Origin of the sequence: Jatrophihabitans sp., from assembly GCF_036000465.1 — a bacterium.
Classification (GTDB): Bacteria; Actinomycetota; Actinomycetes; order Mycobacteriales; family Jatrophihabitantaceae; genus Jatrophihabitans.
In genome coordinates this window covers 48,444-68,260 of record NZ_DASYFV010000011.1, presented here as the reverse complement: position 1 = coordinate 68,260, position 19,817 = coordinate 48,444, and the positions used below count along the sequence as shown (strand labels likewise).

18 protein-coding genes are annotated in these 19,817 nt (G+C 72.6%); 6 read left to right on the top strand and 12 right to left on the bottom strand.

The features are described 5' to 3' along the window. The first annotated feature begins 94 nt into the window (after nucleotides 1-94). Nucleotides 95-829, top strand: coding sequence for a thymidine kinase (locus VGN18_RS03740; protein ID WP_327538295.1), 735 nt, complete (start codon nucleotides 95-97; stop codon nucleotides 827-829). 1 nt (nucleotide 830) lies between these two features. On the opposite strand, the gene VGN18_RS03735 is transcribed toward VGN18_RS03740, so the two are convergent. Continuing rightward, on the bottom strand, nucleotides 831-1,244 hold the full coding sequence (locus VGN18_RS03735) for a hypothetical protein (RefSeq protein ID WP_327538294.1): 414 nt from the start codon (nucleotides 1,242-1,244) through the stop codon (nucleotides 831-833). A 214-nt stretch (nucleotides 1,245-1,458) separates the two neighbouring features. On the opposite strand from VGN18_RS03735, the gene VGN18_RS03730 reads away from it, so the two are divergent. Beyond that, entirely contained in the window at nucleotides 1,459-1,806 is a 348-nt protein-coding gene (locus VGN18_RS03730; protein ID WP_327538293.1) for an RNA polymerase-binding protein RbpA, read from the top strand. A gap of 194 nt (nucleotides 1,807-2,000) precedes the next feature. Then, a complete protein-coding gene (locus tag VGN18_RS03725) occupies nucleotides 2,001-2,678 on the top strand; it encodes a hypothetical protein (RefSeq protein ID WP_327538292.1) in 678 nt (225 codons plus the stop codon). A 31-nt stretch (nucleotides 2,679-2,709) separates the two neighbouring features. Here the strand turns inward: VGN18_RS03725 and VGN18_RS03720 are convergent, their stop codons facing one another. After that, nucleotides 2,710-3,726, bottom strand: a complete 1,017-nt coding sequence (locus VGN18_RS03720) for a 5'-3' exonuclease (protein WP_327538291.1) — start codon at nucleotides 3,724-3,726, stop codon at nucleotides 2,710-2,712. A gap of 122 nt (nucleotides 3,727-3,848) precedes the next feature. On the opposite strand from VGN18_RS03720, the gene VGN18_RS03715 reads away from it, so the two are divergent. After that, nucleotides 3,849-5,222 carry a sugar porter family MFS transporter gene (locus tag VGN18_RS03715; protein WP_327538290.1) on the top strand — a complete coding sequence of 458 codons (1,374 nt, stop codon included), beginning with the start codon at nucleotides 3,849-3,851 and terminating at the stop codon, nucleotides 5,220-5,222. 21 nt (nucleotides 5,223-5,243) lie between these two features. Here the strand turns inward: VGN18_RS03715 and VGN18_RS03710 are convergent, their stop codons facing one another. The 3 genes from VGN18_RS03710 to VGN18_RS03700 are packed head-to-tail and all read right to left on the bottom strand — an operon-like array spanning nucleotide 5,244 to nucleotide 9,180. Continuing rightward, nucleotides 5,244-6,005, bottom strand: coding sequence for a polyprenol monophosphomannose synthase (locus VGN18_RS03710; RefSeq protein ID WP_327538289.1), 762 nt, complete (start codon nucleotides 6,003-6,005; stop codon nucleotides 5,244-5,246). Further along, entirely contained in the window at nucleotides 6,002-7,600 is a 1,599-nt protein-coding gene (lnt, locus tag VGN18_RS03705) for an apolipoprotein N-acyltransferase (RefSeq protein ID WP_327538288.1), read from the bottom strand. The genes VGN18_RS03710 and lnt overlap by 4 nt, the downstream gene beginning before the upstream one ends. Nucleotides 7,601-7,644: 44 nt before the next feature. Continuing rightward, on the bottom strand, nucleotides 7,645-9,180 hold the full coding sequence (locus VGN18_RS03700; protein ID WP_327538287.1) for an amidohydrolase: 1,536 nt from the start codon (nucleotides 9,178-9,180) through the stop codon (nucleotides 7,645-7,647). An 86-nt stretch (nucleotides 9,181-9,266) separates the two neighbouring features. Here VGN18_RS03700 and VGN18_RS03695 point away from each other — a divergent pair, with 86 nt between their 5' ends. Together VGN18_RS03695 and VGN18_RS03690 are read left to right on the top strand one after the other, a co-directional pair. Then, nucleotides 9,267-10,289, top strand: coding sequence for a LacI family DNA-binding transcriptional regulator (locus VGN18_RS03695; protein WP_327538286.1), 1,023 nt, complete (start codon nucleotides 9,267-9,269; stop codon nucleotides 10,287-10,289). Between the two features lie 18 nt (nucleotides 10,290-10,307). Continuing rightward, on the top strand, nucleotides 10,308-11,201 hold the full coding sequence (locus tag VGN18_RS03690) for a 5'-3' exonuclease (RefSeq protein ID WP_327538371.1): 894 nt from the start codon (nucleotides 10,308-10,310) through the stop codon (nucleotides 11,199-11,201). On the opposite strand, the gene VGN18_RS03685 is transcribed toward VGN18_RS03690, so the two are convergent. The 7 genes from VGN18_RS03685 to pafA all read right to left on the bottom strand — a co-directional run bounded on the left by VGN18_RS03685 (nucleotide 11,198) and on the right by pafA (nucleotide 19,771). Then, a complete protein-coding gene (locus tag VGN18_RS03685) occupies nucleotides 11,198-12,277 on the bottom strand; it encodes a hypothetical protein (RefSeq protein ID WP_327538285.1) in 1,080 nt (359 codons plus the stop codon). The two genes, VGN18_RS03690 and VGN18_RS03685, sit on opposite strands and share 4 nt — an antisense overlap. A 184-nt stretch (nucleotides 12,278-12,461) precedes the next feature. Next, nucleotides 12,462-15,197 (bottom strand): DEAD/DEAH box helicase, encoded by a 2,736-nt coding sequence (locus VGN18_RS03680; protein WP_327538284.1) that lies wholly within the window; start codon nucleotides 15,195-15,197, stop codon nucleotides 12,462-12,464. Between the two features lie 35 nt (nucleotides 15,198-15,232). Continuing rightward, entirely contained in the window at nucleotides 15,233-16,081 is an 849-nt protein-coding gene (tatC, locus tag VGN18_RS03675; RefSeq protein ID WP_327538283.1) for a twin-arginine translocase subunit TatC, read from the bottom strand. A 59-nt stretch (nucleotides 16,082-16,140) separates the two neighbouring features. Further along, entirely contained in the window at nucleotides 16,141-16,347 is a 207-nt protein-coding gene (locus tag VGN18_RS03670; RefSeq protein ID WP_327538282.1) for a hypothetical protein, read from the bottom strand. A gap of 10 nt (nucleotides 16,348-16,357) precedes the next feature. Further along, nucleotides 16,358-17,320: a YafY family protein gene (locus tag VGN18_RS03665; protein WP_327538281.1), complete on the bottom strand. Its 963-nt coding sequence runs from the start codon at nucleotides 17,318-17,320 to the stop codon at nucleotides 16,358-16,360. Continuing rightward, entirely contained in the window at nucleotides 17,320-18,288 is a 969-nt protein-coding gene (locus tag VGN18_RS03660; RefSeq protein WP_327538280.1) for a helix-turn-helix transcriptional regulator, read from the bottom strand. Before VGN18_RS03660 ends, VGN18_RS03665 begins: the two co-directional genes overlap by 1 nt. 124 nt (nucleotides 18,289-18,412) lie before the next feature. Continuing rightward, entirely contained in the window at nucleotides 18,413-19,771 is a 1,359-nt protein-coding gene (pafA, locus tag VGN18_RS03655) for a Pup--protein ligase (RefSeq protein WP_327538279.1), read from the bottom strand. Nucleotides 19,772-19,817 lie beyond the last annotated feature (46 nt).

Genomic DNA, 19,817 nt, shown 5'->3' with positions numbered 1-19,817 from the left:
GAAGAGTTCCTTGCCCCGCATTACTTAACAGAAACCATACATTATCCCGATCCGGTTGGGGAGATCGCCGGAGCCGGCAGGTAACCTGCCCGTCGTGCCTGCCGCCCCGCTGCCCGACGGCCAGAGCGCCTCCGGCGCCTCGGGAGCCCTCGCCTCCGTGCCGGCCGCGGGCAACCGGCGGGCGACGCCGATGCCGGCCCACCTGAAGTTCTTCTACGGCCCGATGGACTGCGGCAAGTCGACGCTCGCCCTGCAGATCGACCACAACCAGGCCCGCCAGGGGCGGCACGGGATGCTCCTCGTGCGCTACGACCGCTCGGGCGGTCCGACCATCACGACCCGGGTGGGCCTCGCCCGCGACGCCGTCGAGGTCGGCGACGACACCGACATCCGCCGCCTGGTCCGCGACTGTTGGGCCGCCGGGCGACCGCTCGACTACCTCATCGTCGACGAGGCCGGCTTCCTCACCGCCGAGCACGTCGACCAGCTCGCCGAACTCGTCGACGACGCGCACGTCGACGTGTACTGCTTCGGGCTGGCCAGCGACTTCCGCACCCAGCTGCTGCCCGGGGCCAAGCGGCTCTTCGAGCTGGCCGACGAGATCCAGCCGGTGCACGTCGAGGTGCTGTGCTGGTGCGGTCGGCCAGGGCAGCTCAACGCCCGCGTGGTCGACGGGCGGGTCGTGCGCGAGGGCGACACCGTGGTCGTCGCCGACACCGGCGAGGAGGCCGCGGTGCACTATCAGGTGCTGTGCCGGGCCCACCACCGCCGCGGCGACCTCGGGCCGACCGCGCGCGCGCTGCGCGGCCAGCTCGAGTTCGACGTCTGAGCTAGCGCAGGCGGGCGGCGTTCACCACACCGAGTGCGGCCAGCCCGGCCGCCCCCACGGCGATCGCCGTGGGCAGCACGCCCTTGAGCCGGCCACTCGACAGTGCGCCGGCGATGACGGCCGCGTCGACGGCATCGGAGACCGCGCCGCCGAGCAGCCACGGCCGCGCGTCGCCGTCGCGGCGCAGCGCGTCCAGACCGCCGACGCCCAGGGCGCCGTCGCGCACCGCCATCATGCGGGTCAGCCAGCCCACCCGCTTCGCCGTGGCCGAGTCGAGGCCCAGCAGCCGGGCCGCCGGTACCGGCGCGGCCAGCATCGAGGCGGCGATGAGCGTGCGCCCGGCCGAGAACTGGCGGGCCATCGCCTCGGGGTCCGCCCCGGTCAGACGCGGGGGCAGGGTGGGCAGCTTCGGCATGGCGGGCCTTTCGACGACGGTCGACGGCTCGGGCCCGGACTGGCCCGGACCTGAGCGCGATTGGGCGGCTCGGGGTTACCCCGACCACCATGTGGGAATCATCCAAGCACCTGGCTCGTTGGAGTCAGTGCCGCCACAAGCCACGCCTCAGCACCGCGGGGTTGCGGCGGTTGCCAAGCAAGACTTTCACACCACGTCCAGGGAGGTGCCCACCATGGCAGACCGAACACTGCGGGGCAGTCGGCTGGGCGCGATCAGCTACGAGACGGAGTACGGCGCCGAACCGGCTCCGCGCAACGTCGCCGCCTACCGCTGCGTGCGCGGACACGAGTTCAGCGTCCCGTTCTCCGAAGAGGCAGAGATCCCGAGCACCTGGGACTGCCGTCTCGACGGCAGCACCGCAAAGCTCATCGACGGGCCGGAGCCCGAGGCCAAGAAGGTCAAGGCTCCGCGTACGCACTGGGACATGCTCATGGAGCGCCGCACGATCGCCGACCTCGAAGAGGTCCTGGCCGAGCGGCTCGACGTCCTGCGGGCCCGCCGGGGCCAGAAGAGCGCCTGACCGCGTCACACACGCTGTAACCCGAAGCCGCCCGGACCTCGTCCGGGCGGCTTCGTCGTGTCCGAGCGGTGCCGATCAAGGAATTCCGCGGCTGGGGTATTACCGGCGGCCGTCCCCGCTCCTCGTCAGCGAGTCCATCTCCCGCCCGACACGCGTCAGCGCCGTACCCGAGGGGTCGTCATGTCGATGCAGCAGTGAAGTCCCGACGCCGGGGAATAGCCGCGCTCGCCGGCGGAGCGCTCTGCGCGTCGCTCGCCGTGGGTGGCGGCGTCGCCATCGCGTCGATCCCGTCCACGACCACCGGGGCGATCACGGCCTGTGTGAACCGGAGCACCAGTGCGGTACGCATCATCGATTACCAGGCCGGTCGGCGCTGCAGCGCGGCCGAGACGACCCTGAACTGGTCCAAGGGCTACACCTACCGCGGCGCGTGGTCGGCATCGGTCACGTACAGCGCGCAGGACGTCGTCCTCAGCGGAGGTGCGTCCTACGTGGCTCGAACCGCGTCCCGCGCTCAGTCCCCGGCATCCGTACCGACGGCCTGGAACCTGCTGGCCGCTCGGGGCGCGGCGGGGCCGCCCGGCCCGCGCGGCCCGAGCGGGTTCTCCGGGTACAACGTCGTCACCCAGTACGTCACGGTGAACACCGGCACCCAGCGCCTCGTCGACGTCCAGTGCCCGTCCGGGCAGGTTCCCGTCGGGGGCGGAGCCCATTACGGAAACGCCTTCCCCGGCCTCGGCAACGCCCAGTGGGCCTACGTCTCCGAGTCGAGCATCGACGAGAGCCGCACCGGGTGGGCCTCGACGCTGGTCGTCACGCCGAACCAGGGCAACACCTACTTCGAGGCCAACGCCATCTGCGTCAACGCCTGAACGGCGGGCCGGCCGCGCGGGCTCCAGAAGGTCAGTCGAAGAGCGAGAGCTGCTCGATGCGGGGTCTGCGCGGGGGCAGCGGCGGCAAGCGGCGCGCCGGTCGCGGGCTCCACGCCATCGCTTCGGCCGGTTCGGAGGCGGGCAGATCGCCGGGTTCGACCTCGGCGAGCACCCGGACGGCCGGGCCGACCGACCAGGTGAGGTTGTGGCCGCGGAACACCCCGGCCACGACGGCGGCCGGCAGGGGCAGCACGCCCGGCCCGGCGGCCAGGTCGAGGTCGAGCTCGACGTCGCGGTGCATCGTCATGACCTGGCAGTTCAACTCCCACGCCGCCCGCGCCCCGGGCGCGGCCATCCGGGCGGCGGCGCCGGCGCCGATCCGATCGCGCACGGAGTCCAGGTCGTCGAACGCGGCCGCGGCGGTGCCGAACTCGGCCAGGAGGCGGGCCGCCGTGCGCGGGCCGATGCCCCGGACCCCGGGCAGGTTGTCCGACGGATCGCCCCGCAGGGCGGCGAAGTCGCGATACTGCTCGGGCCGCACGCCCAGCAGCAGCACCAGCCGCTCGGCCGTCATCATCGGCGAGGCCTCGACACCGCCGTTGATGATCCGCAGCACCGAGGTGTGCTCGTCGATCAGCGCGAACGCGTCCCGGTCGGAGGTGACCACGACGGTGCGGGCGTTCCGCGTCGGGGCGAAGGCGGCGGCCGAGGCCAGCACGTCGTCGGCCTCGAGCGCGGGCGGCACGACCACCGCTATTCCGAGGCGGCGCAGCGCTGCTGCGGCCTCGGTCAGCTGCTCGACGAGCGTGTCGAGCTTCTCGGTGCGGTTCGCCTTGTACGACGGCCAGCGCTCGCGCCGCCGGGACGAGTCGGGGTCGTCGAACCCGACCACCACCGCCACCGGCCGGACCCGGTCGACGGCCGCGACGAGTTGGGTCAGCAGGCCCCGCACGGCCCACGCGGCATGTCCGGTGTGGGCCTGGGCGTGGTAGCTGCGGTGCACGAGCGAGTTGCCGTCGACCGCGAGCACCACCGGGGCATCGTCCACACCGCCACTCTGCCACCGACGGCCGACAGAACGGCCGGCCGTCCGGCAAAAAGATCGATGTCCCGAATGTCGCGAGTATGGGTAGGTAAGCGGGGAATCCGGCGAGACCCCGAGGAGCGGGCATGACAAGCGTGGCGGACACCGAGCAGGCAACTCTCACCCGACAACACCATCGGGCGGTGACCCGGGCCGCGGTCCTGACCGCGGTCGGCGGCATCCTGTTCGGCTACGACACCGGCGTCGTCGGCGGCGTGCTGCCGAACATCGCGACCTCGTTCGCGCTCACCAACCCCTTCGACAAGGGCCTGGTCGTGGCGATCCTGCTGGCCGGCGCCGCCGTCGGCGCACTCGCCGCCGGCCGCATCGCCGACCAGATCGGACGGCGTCGGGCCATCTTCATCATCAGCGTCGTGTTCGTCCTCGGCCTGCTCGCCTCGTCGTTCGCGCCGGCACTGTGGGTGTTCTGGGTCAGCCGGTTCGTCATCGGCCTGGGCGTCGGCGCCACGTCGTTCGTCGTCCCGCTCTACATCGGCGAGATCGCCCCGCCGAACCGGCGCGGCGCGCTCGTCTCGCTGAACCAGCTGTCCATCACCATCGGCATCCTCGTCAGCCAGCTCGTGGCCTACTTCCTCGCCGGTCACGGCGACTGGCGGGTCAGCGTCGGCCTCGCGCTCGTCCCCGCGGTGGTACTCGGGCTCGGCATCGCCCGCGAGCCCGAGAGCCCGGCGTGGCTGGTGCGTCAGGGCCGCGAGGACGAGGCCCGCGACGTGCTGGCCCAGCTGCGCGACTCCGCCGACGAGATCGACGACGAGGTCCAGAAGGTGCGCGAGACCGCGCGGGAGGAGAGCCGCGGCTCGATCGGCGACCTGCTCGACCGCCGGTTGCGTCCGGCGCTGATGCTCGGCATCGTGCTCGCCGTCATCCAGCAGATCACCGGCATCAACACCGTCATCTACTTCGCCCCGACCGTGCTGCAGGAGGCCGGGCTCGGCCGTTCGGCCTCCCTGCTCGCGCTGGTCGTCGTGGGCGTCACGAACGTCCTGATGACCGTGGTCGCGATCCGCTACCTCGATCGGGTCGGCCGGCGGCCGCTGCTGATCGGGGGCATGGCCGGCATGATCGTCGGCCTGGCCGCACTGGCCGCCGCCTTCGCGATCGGCATCCACGGCAGCGGCGCCGTCTTCGCCACGATCGCCCTGGCGGTCTACGTCGGTGCGTTCGCCGTCAGCCTCGGCCCGATCGTGTGGCTGCTCATCGCCGAGATCTTCCCGCTGCGGGTTCGCGGGCAGGCGGCCTCCATCGCCACCATGGCGAACTGGGCGGCCAACCTGGTCGTCGCGGTCTCGTACCTGTCGATCATCTCGGCCATCGGCCGCACGGCCACCTTCGTGAGCTACGCGGTGGTCACCGTGCTGTCGCTGATCTACGTGCTGGCCAAGGTGCCCGAGACGAAGGGCATGACGCTGACCGAGGTCGAGGCCGAGCTCGCGGCCTGAGGCCGGACGCCGTCGCCGCGCTCAGCGGCGGCGGCGCAGCGCGGCCCGCACCTGACCGGCCCGATAGGCGGCACCCCACTGGGTGACCCGTACGAACGCCTCACGCACGATCGCGTTGCTCATCTTCGACTCGCCCCGCACGCGTTCGACGAACGTGATGGGCACCTCGGTCACGCGATACCCGGCCGCGACCGCGCGCCGGGCGAGGTCGACCTGGAAGCAGTAACCCTGCGACGCCACCGCGGCGTAGTCGAGCCGCTCGAGCACCTCGCGCTTGTAGGCGCGGTAGCCGCCGGTCGCGTCGCGCAGGTCCAGGCCGAGCGAGATCCGGGCGTAGAAGTTCCCCCCGCGGGAGAGCACCTCGCGCGACTTCGGCCAGTTGACGACCGCCCCGCCCGGCACCCATCGGGACCCGAGCACGACATCGGCACCCGACAACGCGTCGAGCAGCCGGGGCAGCTGCTCCGGTGGGTGCGAGCCGTCGGCGTCCATCTCGACCAGGACGTCGTAGCCGGCCGCGAGGCCCCAGTCGAAACCGGCGATGTAGGCGGCACCGAGACCGTTCTTGCCGGCCCGGTGCAGCACGTGCAGCCGCGCGTCCGCGTCGGCCAGCGCCTGCACGATCTTGCCGGTGCCGTCCGGGCTGGCGTCGTCGACGACGAGGACGTGCACCCCGGGGTTGGTCGCGAACACCCGGGCGATGATCGGCTCGATGTTGTCGCGCTCGTCGTAGGTCGGGATTATCACCAGAACGCCGCCAGGGGTGGAGTCGGACGGGCTCACGTGATCACCATTTCCTTCTGCGCCCCGTCGGTCGGAGGCGTTGCGAGATCGACGGCCGGACGGCGTTCGCGCCGGCGGAGGGCGGCGACCGGGACGAGCCCGGCCAATGCCACAAGGCTGAGAACGTACTCGGGCACTGCGCCGACACGGGTGGCCGGGGTCCGTACCGAGCGGACGGGCACTCGGTCGACGAGCACCGCCGCGGTGAACAGGGCCCCGGAGCTGTCGCGGATGCGGCCGTCCGGCCCGATCACCGCCGACTTCCCGGTCGTGGCCACCTGGACGACCGTGCGGCCGAGTTCGACCGCCCGCAACTGGCTCATGGCAAGCTGCTGGTAGGTCTCGGCCGTGTGCCCGAACGTGGCGTTGTTGGTCTGCACGACGACCAGCTGCGCGCCGGCCGCGACCGAGGAGCGGACGAGATCGTCATAGGCGACCTCGAAGCAGATGACGTCGCCGACCGGCACCGGGCCGCCGCGCAGCAGCCCGTTGCCGGTGCCGGCCACCATGTCCTGGGTGACGTTCTTGGCGTCCGAGCTCACCGCCTCGGCGATGCTGCGCAGCGGGATGTACTCGGCGAAGGGCACCGGGTGGCGCTTGACGTACTGCGCCCCCGGGCCGGTGGTCGGCGACCAGAGGATGCCGACGTTGCGCCGGTGCGTCGGCCCGGGCCCCTGCAGGATCGCCCCGACGAGTACGGGGGCGCCGACGGCCTTCACCGCGGCGTCGATCTCCTGGTACGCGGCCGTGTCCTGGAACGGGTCGACGTCGGAGGCGTTCTCGGGCCACAGGACGAGGTCGGGCCGGGCGACCGTGCCGCGCCGCACCCGCTCGGCCAGCAGCAGCGTCTGCCGCACGTGGTTGTCGAGCACCTGGCGGGCGCGGTCCTCGAACTCGAGGCCGCGATCGGGCAGGCCGCCCTGGATCACCGCGATCGTCTCGCTGCGGCCGGCGCGGTCGGGCGCCGGGCCCAGCGGCCAGGCGAGCACGGCCCCGACGACCGGGACGGCGACCAGCACCGCCACACCCAGCGCCCCGGACCGCAGGCGCCGCGCGCGCACCTCGCGCACGGCGACGGCGAGCCCGCCCCCGGCGACCGAGACGACGAAGGTGACGAGGGGGGCGCCGCCGAGGGCGGCGAACCAGCGCAACGGCGACTCCGCCTGGCTGAACGCGAGCCGTCCCCACGGGAAGCCGCCGAACGGGATCCGGTCGCGCAGGAACTCCTGCAGCACCCACGCGGCCCCCACCCACAGCGGGCCGCCGGGCAGCCGGGCCAGCAGCGGCAGCACCGCCCCGAGCAGCGCGAAGAAGGCCGCGAACGCGAAGCCCAGCAGCAGCCAGGGCACCGGGCCGACGTAGATGCCGGTCCACTGCACCAACGGCAGCAGGAACGCGCAGCCGTAGAGGTAGCCCAGCCAGGCCGCGGTACGCACCCGGCGGCCGTCGACCGCGACCGACAGGGCGGCGACCGACGCGAACGCGGCCGGCCACCACCCGAAGCGGGGGAACGCGACCACGCCGAGCACGCCGCCGACCACCGCGACGAGCGCCGCCCAGCGCGTCGCGAACGACGGAGCTCGGACAGGTCGCATCGGACCAGTATTGCCGAGTCGGGCGCCGAGAACGGCGCGCGTTCTCAGGGACCGCTCGCACCGCTGCCGTCGAGCGCACCGGCGTCGAAGATCGGCCGGCCGTCGCGCACCGTCGCGAGGCAGCGGGGCAGCTCGTCGTCGGGGCGCAGCCGGGGCAGCCCGTCCGCCCCCGTCGGTCCGCAGGCCCAGAGCGCGAAGGTGGCCGGGGCTCCCGGCGCCAGCTCCCCCACACCGTTCCGTCCGGCCGCCCGCCACCCGCCGGTGGTGTGCGCGGTGAACGCAGCCCCGACCGGGATCGCGGCCGACGGCTCGTGCGGGTGGGCCGCGGCCCGGACGGCGGCCCACGGTCCGAGCTCGGTGACCGGGGCGTCCGAACCGAACGCGAGGGGCACGCCCGCCGCCACGAGGTCGGCGAAACGGTTGAGGCCGGCCGCTCGGCCCGGGCCGAGACGCTGGGCGTACATGCCGGCCGGTCCACCCCACGCGGCGTCGAAGACGGGCTGCATCGACGCGGTGAGGCCGCTGGCCGCGAACCGTCGCGGATCCGGCACGAACTCGGCGTGCTCGAGCCGGTGCCCGGCGCCGGCCCGCTCCCCCAGCCGGTCGAGGGCGTCGAGCACCTGGTCGATCGCGGCATCGCCGATGGCGTGGAAGCCGGCCTGCAGACCGGCGGCGGCACAGCGAGCGATGTGCTCGGCGAGGTCGGCCGTCTCGAAGCGCAGGTACCCGCTCGTGTCCGGACGGTCGGTGTAGGGCGCGCCGAGCCCGGCCGTGTGCGAGCCGAGCGACCCGTCGCAGAACAGGTCCCCCGCCGCACCGGCGCAGCCCAGGTCGCGCGCGGCCTCGATGCCGAACAGCTCGCCCCAGTAGGCGATCACCTCGGGCAGCGGCTCGTCGGCGACGAGCCGGAGCAGGCCGGTCACGTCGTCCTCGCTCGAGATCACCGGACCGGCCATCTCGTGAACGCAGGCGATGCCGAGCGCCGCCGCCCTCTGCAGTGCGGCCCGCTGGGCCTCGCGACGCTGACCGGCGGTGAGGGCCTCCTGCGCCGCCGCCCGAACGGCGTCGTGGGCCGGGCCGCGCAGCCAGCCGTCGGCGGCGAACCCGCTGAGCCCGCGCAACCCGGGTACGGCCGCCATCAACGACGACGAGGCGACGGCCGAGTGGACGTCGACCCGGGCCAGGTAGACGGCGCTGCCGTAGGTCGCCCGGTCGAGCTCGCCCGCCGTGGGCGGCCGTTGCTCGGGCCAGCCGGTCTCGTCCCAGCCGCCGCCGAGGATCGGACGCCCGCGGGCGGCCCGGGCGGTCTTGTCGAGCAGGGTCAGCGCCTCCCCCAGTGAGGTCGCCGCGCGCAGGTCGAGGCCGGTCAGGGCCAGGCCGGTCGATGTCGCGTGCACGTGGGCGTCGACGAAGGCCGGCGTGACCAGCGCACCGTCGAGGTCGACCACCGCGACGTGTGAGCCGGTCGGCAACTCGTCGTCGGCGCCGAGCGCGGCGATGGTCGTGCCGTCGGTCAGCAGCGCCGTCGCGGGCGGTCGACCGACCCGGTGGATCCGGCCATTTCGGTACAGGGTGAGCACGTCACGAGTCTGCCAGCGGCGGTGCATGGAGCCGTCTCTCCGGAACGGCGGTAGCGTTTACGGAGATCCGAGTCGAGGAGCCCATAGTGGTCGCGAGCATCGAGGACGTCGCCCGGCGCGCCGGCGTGTCCATCGCGACGGTGTCGCGCGCCCTGCGCGGGCTGCCCGACGTCGCGACCGGCACCCGCGACCGCGTCCTCACGGCCGCCGCCGACCTCAACTACGTCGCATCGCCCTTCGCCGCCCGGCTGGCCAGCGGCCGCACGACCACCGTCGGGCTGGTCGTGCCGTTCGTCAACCGGTGGTTCTTCGCCGAGGTCATCGACACCGCCGAGACCGCGCTGCGCCGCGCCGGGTTCGACCTGCTGCTCTACAACCTCGGCGACCGCGAGGGAAGGCACCGTTTCTTCGACGTCATGCCGATGCGCAAGCGGGTCGACGGCGTGCTCGTCGCCAGCCTCGTCCTCGACGATTTCGAGTTCGACGCACTGACCGCCCTCAACCGTCCGGTGGGCCTGCTCGGCATCGAGCGCGAGGGCTTCCTGTCGGCCCGCATCGATGACATCGCCGCAGCCCGTTCGGCCGTCGACCACCTGATCGGTCAGGGGCACCAGCGCATCGCGCTCATCGGCGGCGACACCGACGACCCGATGCGCTTCACCCCGCCGCTGCACCGGCGCGACGGCTACCGCGACGCGCTCGAGGCGGCCGGTCTGGAGGCCGACCCGGCGCTCGAACGGCTCGGGTTCTTCACCGTCGAGGGCGGGGCCGAGGCCGCCCGCTACCTGCTGGCCCGGCCCGACCCGCCGACCGCGATCTTCGCCGAGAGCGACGAGATGGCCTACGGCGCGCTGCGCGAAGCGCGCCGGTCGGGCCTGCGCATCCCCGACGATCTTGCCGTGATCGGCTTCGACGACCAGCCGCTGTCCGAGCTCATGGACCTCACGACCGTCCGCCAGCCCGTCGCCGACCAGGCCCTCGACGTGACCACGCGCCTGCTGGCCCTCATCTCCGAGACCGAGGACGCGCTCAACCGCGACCCGGCCGTCGTGCTGCCCACCGAACTGGTGCTGCGCGCCAGCACCGAGGGCGACGCCGACCCGCTCTAGGGTGAGTCGGTGGCGCTGATGCTGGTCGACGCGGCGAACCTCTACTTCCGCGCGTTCCACGCCGTCCCCGAGTCGGTGACCGCACCGGACGGACGACCGGTCAACGCGGTGCGGGGTTTCCTCGACATGGCGGCCTCACTGATCGAGCAGCGGCGGCCCCGGCGCTGGGTCGCGTGCCTCGACCTCGACTGGCGTCCGGCCTTCCGCGTCGCGCTCGTCCCGAGCTACAAGGCGCATCGCGTCGCGAAGGACGGCGGAGAGGACGTGCCCGCCGCCCTCGGCCCGCAGATCCCGCTGCTGCTCCAGATCATCACGGCGGCCGGGCTCGCCTGCGCCGGCGCGGAGGGGTTCGAGGCCGACGACGTGATGGCGACGCTCGCCGCGCGCGACCCCGAACCGGTCGAGATCGTGAGCGGTGACCGCGACCTGCTCGCGACGGCGACCGATCGGGTCACCGTGCTCTACACGGGACGAGGTCTCGCGCGCATGGCGGTGATGGGTCCGCAGGAGGTGCGGGCGCGGTACGGGATCCCGGCCGCGAACTACGCCGACTTCGCGGTGCTGCGGGGCGACCCGAGCGACGGGCTGCCCGGCGTGCCCGGGGTGGGCGAGAAGACGGCCGCCGCGCTGGTCGCCCGGTTCGGTCGCGTCGAGAACATCGTCGGCGCGGCCGAGCGCGGTGACGACGGTTTCCCGGCCGGCGCCGCCGCGCGGGTGCGGGCGGCGCGCGACTACCTGGCCGTGGCGCCGGGGGCGGTGCACCTGCGCGAGGACGCGCCGGTCGACGAGGTCGACGACGCGTTGCCCCGCACACCCCGGGACGGCGACCGCCTGCAGCAGCTGGCCGCCGACCTCGGGGTCGAGAGCGCCGTGCGGCGACTGCTCGCCGCGATCAGCGAGTCGCTCGACTAGTTGCCGCTGCGCACCGAGTAGGCCCCGGTCTTCTTGTTGTTGATCGTGACGGTGAACGACTTCCCGTTGTCGGCACTGCAGGTGAACGTCGCCCCGTTCGTCTTCATCGTGTAGTCGTTGCCGCCGTTGCACACCGTGTTCGAGGCGCCGAACTCGGTGCTGTGGTTGTCGATGAACTGCTCGACTGCGGTGTGGCTGAGCTTCTTGTCGCCGCCGAAGGGCTTGACGACGAGGAGCACGACCGCCGCGGCCGCGACGAGCAGAACGAGCACGATCAGGGAGACGATCAGCCCCCTCCTGCTCTTGGCCGGCGGCGGCTGCTGGTAGCCGGACTGCGCGTAGCCGAGCTGTTGGGCGTAACCCTGCTGCCCGTAGCCCTGCTGCCCGTAACTCGGCTGCTGCCCGTAGGCGGACTGGCCGTAGCCCTGCTGCCCGTACGCGGGCTGCTGGCCGTAGCCCTGCTGCCCGTACCCCGGCTGCTGACCGTAACCGGACTGGCCGTAACCCTGCTGCCCGTACCCCGGCTGCTGGCCGTAGCCGGACTGGCCGTAGCCCGGCTGCCCGTACGCGGGCTGCTGGCCGGAACCTTGGTGCTGCCCGTAGCCCGGCTGGCCGTAGCCGGGCTGCTGGCCGTAGCCCGACTGCTGCGGATAACCCTGCGGCGGCTGCTGGCCGTAACCCGGCTGGCCGTACGCGGGCGGGTTGTACGCCGACGTCGACTGCTCGCCCGCGCCGCCGAAGGCGCCGGGGCCGAAGGCGGTGGTGGGCTGGTCGGGGTTGTCGGCGCCGCGGGCCGCGGCGGCCGGCGGCTCGGGCTGGGCGTAGGGCGAGGCGTTGAACGCGGCCCGGTCGATGCTCGTGGTGGCCTGGGCGTCGGCCGGCAGCTCGCCCGAGCGGTCCGCGGTGTAGGGCGGCAGGATCGACGTGCTGTGCTCGTCCGGCGCGGAGCCGGCGTCCTTCGCCTCGTCCTTGGACTCCGGCGGCGGAGCGCTCGGGGCGGGGTCGGACGTCGGCGGCGGCTGGTGGGGCGGCCACTGCTGCCCGGGATTCTCGCCCTGGCTGCCTTGCTCGGACATGCTGCACCTCATCGTGTGTCGTTCCGCGCTCGGGCGGGTTGTGCCGGCCGGCCGGTGCCACGCGGGCCGCCGGTCGGGCTTCGATCACGCTACTGCGAAACGCCTGGATCAGCACCGGGCGACACGTGTGAGAACGCACTGCGAACCCCGGGCGTCGCCTGTGAACGCGGCGGCGAGGGCAGGATCAGGGCTGCATGCTCTGCGCGACGACGCCGTGCCGGATCGCGCTCGCCGCGGCCCGCGCCGTGGCCGCCACCGGCGGGCGCCCGCCCCCGGCACCCGGCGCGAGCGCCAGCTGCTCGAGCAGGTCGAGCACCTGCTTGCACCACCGGATGAAGTCGCCGGCCGAGAGTTCGTTGCCGCGCTCGGCGGCGGTGGCGAGCACCCGGTCGAGCCGCTCCTGCCGGGCCCACCGGTAGATCGCCCAGACGAAGCCGAGCTGCGGCTCGCGGCTCGGCGGGAGCTGGCGCCCGACCTCGTCGTCGCGCAGATCGGCCCAGATGCGGCTGGTCGTCGCGAGGGCGTCGCGCACCGCGGGTGAGGGCATCTTGTCCACGAGCAACTCCTCGCGCCGCGCCTCGTAGACCAGCGTCGAGACGACCGCCGCGAGCTCGGCCGGGTCCAGGCCGTCCCACGCGCCGTCGCGCAGGCACTCGGCGGCGAGCAGGTCGGCCTCGGACCAGATGCGCGCGAGCTGCCGACCGGCCGGCGTGCCCTCGTCGCCGGCGAGGTACCCGCGGTCGTCGAGCAGGCGGCAGATGCGGTCGAAGGTGCGCCCGAGCGAACCGGTGCGCCCCTCGATGCGCTTGCGCAGCCCGTCGTTCTCGCGGGCCAGCCGGCTGTGCCGCTCGCCCCAGCGCGCGTGCTGCTCGCGATCGGTGCACTGGTGGCACGGGTGCGCGCGCAGTTCCCGGCGCAGCCGCAGCACCTCCATGTCGTCCCCGGACGGTCCGCTGCCGCGCCGCGTGGCCCGCGGGGCGTCGGGCAGGTCGAGCGCGAGCAGGCTGGACGAGAGATCGCGCCGCTCCTGCGGCGAGCGGTGGTTGACGTGCTTGGGTACCCGTACCGTGCCGAGCACCTGCACCTCGCCCGGGAAGTCGGTGAGCGAGAGCCGCCCGGACCAGCGCCCCTCGGTGACGACGAGCGGCCGCGGGTCGTCGTGCGGGTGCACGCCCGGATCGAGAACCACCGCGAGCCCGGCCCGCTTGCCGCGCGGCACCCGGATGACATCGCCGCGCCGCAGCGCTTCGAGCGACGCCGCCACCGCCCCGCGCCGCTCGCGCGACGCCTCGCGGGCGAGGGTGGCCTCGCGCTCGCTGAGCCGGCGGCGCAGGTCGGCGTACTCGGCGAAGTCACCGAGGTGGCAGGCCATCTGCTTCTCGTAGTGGCGCAGCGTCTCCTCGTTGCGGCGGATCTGCGCGAGCAGCCCGGCGACGCCGCGGTCGGCCTGGAACTGGGCGAACGACGCCTCGAGCAGCTGCCGCGCCGCCGGGCGCCCCATCTGGTCAACCAGATTGACCGCCATGTTGTACGACGGCCGGAACGACGAGCGCAGCGGGTAGGTGCGGTTGGACGCGAGCCCGGCCACCCGCTGCGGGTCGACCTCGGGCGACCACACCACGACGGCGTGGCCCTCGATGTCGATCCCGCGGCGACCCGCTCGGCCGGTGAGCTGGGTGTACTCCCCCGGAGTGATGTCGGCGTGCGTCTCGCCGTTGTACTTCGTCAGGCGCTCGAGCACGACGGTGCGGGCCGGCATGTTGATGCCCAGCGCGAGGGTTTCGGTGGCGAAGACGGCGCGCACCAGGCCCCGCACGAACAGCTCCTCGACCGTCTGCTTGAACGCCGGGATCAGGCCGGCGTGGTGGGCGGCGACGCCGCGCCGCAGCCCGTCGCGCCACTCCCAGAACCCGAGCACGTCGAGATCCTCGGGCGGGACGGTGGCGGTGAGCTCCTCGATCACCTCGTCGATCTCGGCCCGCTCCTCCTCACGCGTCAGCCACATGCCGGCGTGCACGCACTGCAGCACGGCGGCGTCGCAGCCGGCGCGGCTGAAGATGAAGGTGATCGCCGGCAGCAGGCCCTCACGGTCGAGGCGGGCGATGACGTCGGGCCGGGGCGGCGGGCGCCAGCCGCGCGGCATCCGGCCGCCACGCCGGCCGGGGATCGGGTCGAGGTAGCGGGTGCGGTCGGCGACGTGCCGCAGCAGGCCGGCGTCGATCATCGACTGGTCGCCGTCGGGACCGGCGGTCGAGAACAGGTCGAACATTCGGCTGCCGACGAGCACGTGCTGCCACAGCGGCACCGGCCGCTGCTCGTGCACGATCACCTGGGTCTCGCCCCGCACCGACACCAGCCACTCGCCGAACTCCTCGGCATTGGACACCGTGGCCGACAGCGAGACGAGCCGCACCGACGCGGGCAGGTGGATGATCACCTCTTCCCACACGGCGCCGCGGAACCGGTCACCGAGGTAGTGCACCTCGTCCATCACGACGTAGCCGAGGCCGGCCAGCGCGTCGCTGCCGACGTAGAGCATGTTGCGCAGCACCTCGGTCGTCATGACGACGATCGGGGCGTGGGCGTTGACGGCGTTGTCGCCGGTCAGCAGGCCGACGCTCGCGCTGCCGTACCGCTCGACGAGATCGTTGTACTTCTGGTTCGACAGCGCCTTGATCGGCGTCGTGTAGAAGCACTTCTGCCCGGCCGCGAGCGCGAGGTGCACGGCGAACTCGCCGACCACGGTCTTGCCGGCGCCGGTCGGCGCGCAGACGAGCACGGAGTAGCCGTCCTCGAGCGCCTCACACGCCTGCGTCTGGAACGGATCGAGGTCGAAGGAGTACCCGAGGCGGAAATCGATCAGGACGGGGCGTCCGGTGCGACGCCGGGAGGCGGCGTACCGCTCACTCGGCGACGACATGCGTCCAGCCTAGAGAGCGAGGGCGAACCCGCCCGTCAGGTGGTGTCGGACCACGAATCGACGCGCGCGGGCAACGCCTCGGGGATCGGGTCGATGGTCGACGCGACATCGTCCTCGAGATGACTGGCCGCGCGTTCCTCGGCGAGCCGCCGGGCCTTGCGCCGGTCGTGGATCACCGCGATCACCACCGCGCCCTCGAAGAGCACCACCATCGGGATCGCCATCGCGCACATGGTGAACGGGTCGGTGCTGGGCGTCGCGACCGCCGCGAACAGGAAGATCAGGAAGATCGCGATGCGCTGCGACTTCTTCAGCACCTTCGCCGACAGCACGCCGGCGAAGTTGGCCATGATCACCAGCAGCGGCAGCTCGAAGGCGGCGCCGAAGACGACGAGCATGAGGGTGACGAAGGAGATGTAGTCGCTGACCGTCAACTGAGCGGCGGTGCCGTAGCCCGCCTGTTCGAGCAGGATCTTCAGGCCCTTCGACAGCACCACGTAGGCCAGCGACATGCCGGCCGCGAACAGCACGGTGGACGCCGCGACGAACATCAGCGTGTAACGCTTCTCGTTCTTGCGCAGCCCCGGGGTGATGAAGGCCCAGATCTGGTAGAGCCACAGGGGCCCGGTGAAGACCGCGCCGGAGATCACCGACACCTTCAACCTGGTCGTGAATCCGTCGAGCACGCCGTGGTAGATCAGCACGCAGTTGCCGGTGCCGACCTGCGTGTAGCGGTACTGCTGCGGCACCGAGCAGTACGGCTCGCGCAGGAAGTGCAGCGTGTGCGGGTACAGGACCCAACCGAGCACCGCCCCGAGCGCGACGAACAGCAGGATGTAGATCACCCGGCGACGCAGTTCGCGCAGGTGATCCAGCACGGGCATGCGCCCTTCGGGATCCTTCGGGCCCCGGCTCCGGCGCCGCACCACGGTGGCCACGGCGCTCAGCGCAGCCCGGTGGCGGCGAGTCGCTCCTGAACCGTGGTCAGCTGACCGCGGAGCTGGTCGGCCTGCTCGGCGAGACCCTGGAGCGCGGCGAGGTCACGCTGCAGCCGCTTGGCCTTCCAGCTCACCTCGTAGGCACAGAAGCCGAGCAGCACCGCCGCAATGAGCAGGGCGGCGCCCCATGCGACGATCGGGATCCAGGCCACGGAGGGGACTCTACTTCGCCGCGTAGGCCGACAGCGCGGTGACGGCCTCACTGCGCACGCCCTCGGCCAGCCAGTCGGGCGAGAGCACCTCGACCTGCCCGGCCGAGCCGAGGACCAGGGCCCGCACCCAGGCCGGGTCGGCCACGCGGAGCTCGATGCGCAGCTGGTCACCGTCGTCGGTGACGTGCTCGGTCGAGTAGTAGTCGGCCACCCAGGCGTAGGCCCGGCCCAACCGCAGGCCGACGAGCAGGTGCTCGGCCGCGGGCTGGAACACGCCCTCGGAGAGGTCGCGCATCTGGGCGTCGGCCGGGACGACCGCGGGCTCGTCGAGCGGGGTGATGCTCTCGATGCGGTCGATGCGGAAGACCCGCATGCCCTCGACCTGGCGGCACCAGGCCTCGACGTAGCTGTGTGCGTCGGCCTCGAACACCCGCACCGGGTCGATCGTGCGCTCGGTGGTCTCGTCCCGGGACGCGCTGTAGTAGCGGATGCGCAGCGCACGGCGGTCGTCGACGGCGCGCTGGACACCGGGCAGCAGCCGCTCGGCGTGATCGAGTTCCACCGCGACGGTGTCGTCGGCGACCGCTCCCCCGGCCACGGTCTCGACCTTGGCCAGCGCCCGCTGCACGGCGTCGGTGTCGGCGAGACCGGGCGTCTCGGAGAGCGTGCGCAGCGCGACGACCAGGGCCAGGGCCTCCTCCCCGCTCAGTCGCAGGGGGCGGGACATGCCGGCATCGAAGAGGACGTTCACCGTCTCGCCCTCGAAGGCGAGGTCGATGAGGTCACCCGGGCCGTGACCGGGCAGCCCGCACATCCAGAGCAGGGTGAGGTCGCGCCGCAGCTGGGCGTCGGTGATGCCGAAGTCGGTGGCGGCCTGCGCGACCCTGATGCCGGGCCGGGCCTGCAGGTAGGGCACGAGCGCGAGCAGCCGGGGCAGGCGTTCCTCGTTGGCCGTGCGGGCGGCGGTGGCCATCAGCCCCGCACCTCCGACGGCTCGCCCGCGACGGCGCGCAGCCGTGCGACCACGGCCTCGACCAGATCGGGTGGTTCGAGGGCGACGGCCGACGAGCCGGCCGCGGCGATGATGCGGGCCAGCCACTGCGTCTCGGTGAAGGTGACGGTGAGGACGCCCTCGACCTCGGACTGCGCGATGCGGCGCAGCTGGCCCGCGCCGGAGCCCGACACCCGGACCAGGGCGATGCGGCCGTCGTCCGGTCCGCGACCGGCGACCATCTCGAGCAGGTCGACCTTCTCCGGCCGCGCGTAGGCACCGGGGCCACCGACGCTCGACACCGCGCTCACGATGCGCGAGAGCCGGAAGCTGCGCGGCTCGCCGCGATCGCGGTCGAGACCGGCGACGTACCAGCGGCGCCGCCACGAGAGCACGCCCCAGGGTTCGAGGGTGCGTTGCTGCGGCTCCTGCGCCCCGCTCTTGACGTAGTCGAAGCGCACCACGGTGGCACTGCGCGACGCTTCGAGCAGGGCGGGCAGGCTCGGGTCGCTGGCGTCGAGGTGCGGCACGGCCCCCGGCGCGTCGGCGGTGCGGATCTCGGTACCCGCCGCGCGCAGCTTGATCAGCGCCTGGCGGGCCGGCTCGCCGAGGGTCGCCGACTGCCACAGGCGGGCGGCCAGACCGACGGCGGCGGCCTCGGCGGCATCGAACTCGATCATCGGCAGCTCGTAGTCACCGCGCCGGATGCGGTAACCGTCCTCGCTGTCGAAGTGGCTCGTCCGCCCGGTCTCGAGCGGGATGCCGAGATCGCGCAGCTCGGACTTGTCCCGCTCGAACATGCGCTTGAACGCCTCGTCGGTGGCCTTCGAACCGTCGGCCGCCTCGTAGCCGGGCACGGCGTCGCGGATGCGCTCGGCGGTGAGGAACTGCCGGGTCGAGAGCAGGCAGATCACCAGATTGACGAGTCGTTCCGCGCGCCGGGCTGCCATGTCCTCAAAGTTAATGCCCCGCTTCACGCGCCGCTCTGCGCCGCGCGGGAGGACAGTGGGGTTCACGGGTTCGATTATGACGGGTTCGGCCGCAATATTTCGCCCGCGGACGGACCCGATCGGGCTACATCGAGGCGATGAGCTTCTCGACCCGCTCGTCGACGCTGCGGTACGGGTCCTTGCACAGGACGGTTCGCTGGGCCTGATCGTTGAGCTTGAGGTGCACCCAGTCGACGGTGAAGTCGCGCCGCCGCTCCTGTGCCCGCTTGATGAAGTCACCGCGCAGCTTGGCCCGGGTCGTCTGCGGCGGCACGCTCTTCGCCTCGAAGATCGTCAGGTCGCTGACCACCCGCTCGACGGCGTGGGCCTTCTGCAGCAGGTAGTACAGGCCGCGGGTGCGCGAGATGTCGTGGTAGGCGAGGTCGAGCTGGGCCACCCGCGGCGACGACAGCGGGAGGTCGTGCTTGGCCCGGTACCGCTCGATCATCTGGAACTTGGTGGCCCAGTCGATCTCGCGGTCGATCAGCGAGAGGTCCTGCTTGTCCACCGCGTCCAGGGCGCGGCCCCACAGCTCGAGCACCCGCTTGGACGACGCGTCCTCGCCGGTGCGGGCCACGAAGTCGACCGCCCGCGTGTAGTACTCGCGCTGGATCTGCAGCGCCGAGGCGCTGCGCCCGGCCGCGAGGCGCACCGGACGGGTGCCGGTCAGGTCGTGGCTGATCTCGCGGATGGCGCGGATCGGGTTCTCGAGGGTGAGGTCGCTGAACTGCACGCCCTCCTCGATCATGCGCAGCACGAGATCGGCCGAACCGACCTTGAGCAGCGTGGTCGACTCGTTCATGTTCGAGTCGCCGACGATGACGTGCAGCCGGCGGTAGCGCTCGGCGTCGGCGTGCGGCTCGTCGCGGGTGTTGATGATCGGGCGGCTGCGCGTCGTGGCCGAGGAGACGCCCTCCCAGATGTGCTCGGCCCGCTGGCTGACGCAGTACACCGCGCCGCGCGGGGTCTGCAGCACCTTGCCGGCGCCGCAGATGAGCTGGCGGGTGACGAGGAAGGGGATCAGGACGTCGGCCAGCCGGCTGAACTCGCCGTGGCGCCCGACGAGGAAGTTCTCGTGGCAGCCGTAGGAGTTGCCGGCGGAGTCGGTGTTGTTCTTGAACAGGTAGATGTCGCCGGCGATGCCCTCGTCGTGCAGCCGCTTCTCGGCATCGACCACGAGGCCCTCGAGCACCCGCTCGCCGGCCTTGTCGTGCGCGACCAGGGACTCCAGCGAATCGCACTCCGGCGTCGCGTACTCGGGGTGGCTGCCGACGTCGAGGTAGAGCCGGGCGCCGTTCTTCAGGAAGACGTTGGACGAGCGGCCCCAGGACACCACGCGCCGGAACAGATAGCGCGCGACCTCGTCGGGCGACAGGCGGCGCTGACCGTGGAACGTGCACGTGACGCCGTACTCGTTCTCGATCCCCATGATGCGCTTGTGCACCCGCTCACCCTAGTCCGCGCCGTGAAGTCCGTGCGGGTTTTCGCGC

What these genes read in the sequence shown, in the direction of transcription:
- VGN18_RS03735 (WP_327538294.1), bottom strand. Translation starts at nt 1,244, where the DNA reads ATGCCGAAGCTGCCCACCCTGCCCCCGCGTCTGACCGGGGCGGACCCC.
- VGN18_RS03730 (WP_327538293.1), top strand. Translation starts at nt 1,459, where the DNA reads ATGGCAGACCGAACACTGCGGGGCAGTCGGCTGGGCGCGATCAGCTAC.
- VGN18_RS03715 (WP_327538290.1), top strand. Translation starts at nt 3,849, where the DNA reads ATGACAAGCGTGGCGGACACCGAGCAGGCAACTCTCACCCGACAACAC.
- lnt (WP_327538288.1), bottom strand. Translation starts at nt 7,600, where the DNA reads ATGCGACCTGTCCGAGCTCCGTCGTTCGCGACGCGCTGGGCGGCGCTC.
- VGN18_RS03690 (WP_327538371.1), top strand. Translation starts at nt 10,308, where the DNA reads ATGCTGGTCGACGCGGCGAACCTCTACTTCCGCGCGTTCCACGCCGTC.
- VGN18_RS03685 (WP_327538285.1), bottom strand. Translation starts at nt 12,277, where the DNA reads ATGTCCGAGCAAGGCAGCCAGGGCGAGAATCCCGGGCAGCAGTGGCCG.
- VGN18_RS03680 (WP_327538284.1), bottom strand. Translation starts at nt 15,197, where the DNA reads ATGTCGTCGCCGAGTGAGCGGTACGCCGCCTCCCGGCGTCGCACCGGA.
- tatC (WP_327538283.1), bottom strand. Translation starts at nt 16,081, where the DNA reads ATGCCCGTGCTGGATCACCTGCGCGAACTGCGTCGCCGGGTGATCTAC.
- VGN18_RS03665 (WP_327538281.1), bottom strand. Translation starts at nt 17,320, where the DNA reads ATGGCCACCGCCGCCCGCACGGCCAACGAGGAACGCCTGCCCCGGCTG.
- VGN18_RS03660 (WP_327538280.1), bottom strand. Translation starts at nt 18,288, where the DNA reads ATGGCAGCCCGGCGCGCGGAACGACTCGTCAATCTGGTGATCTGCCTG.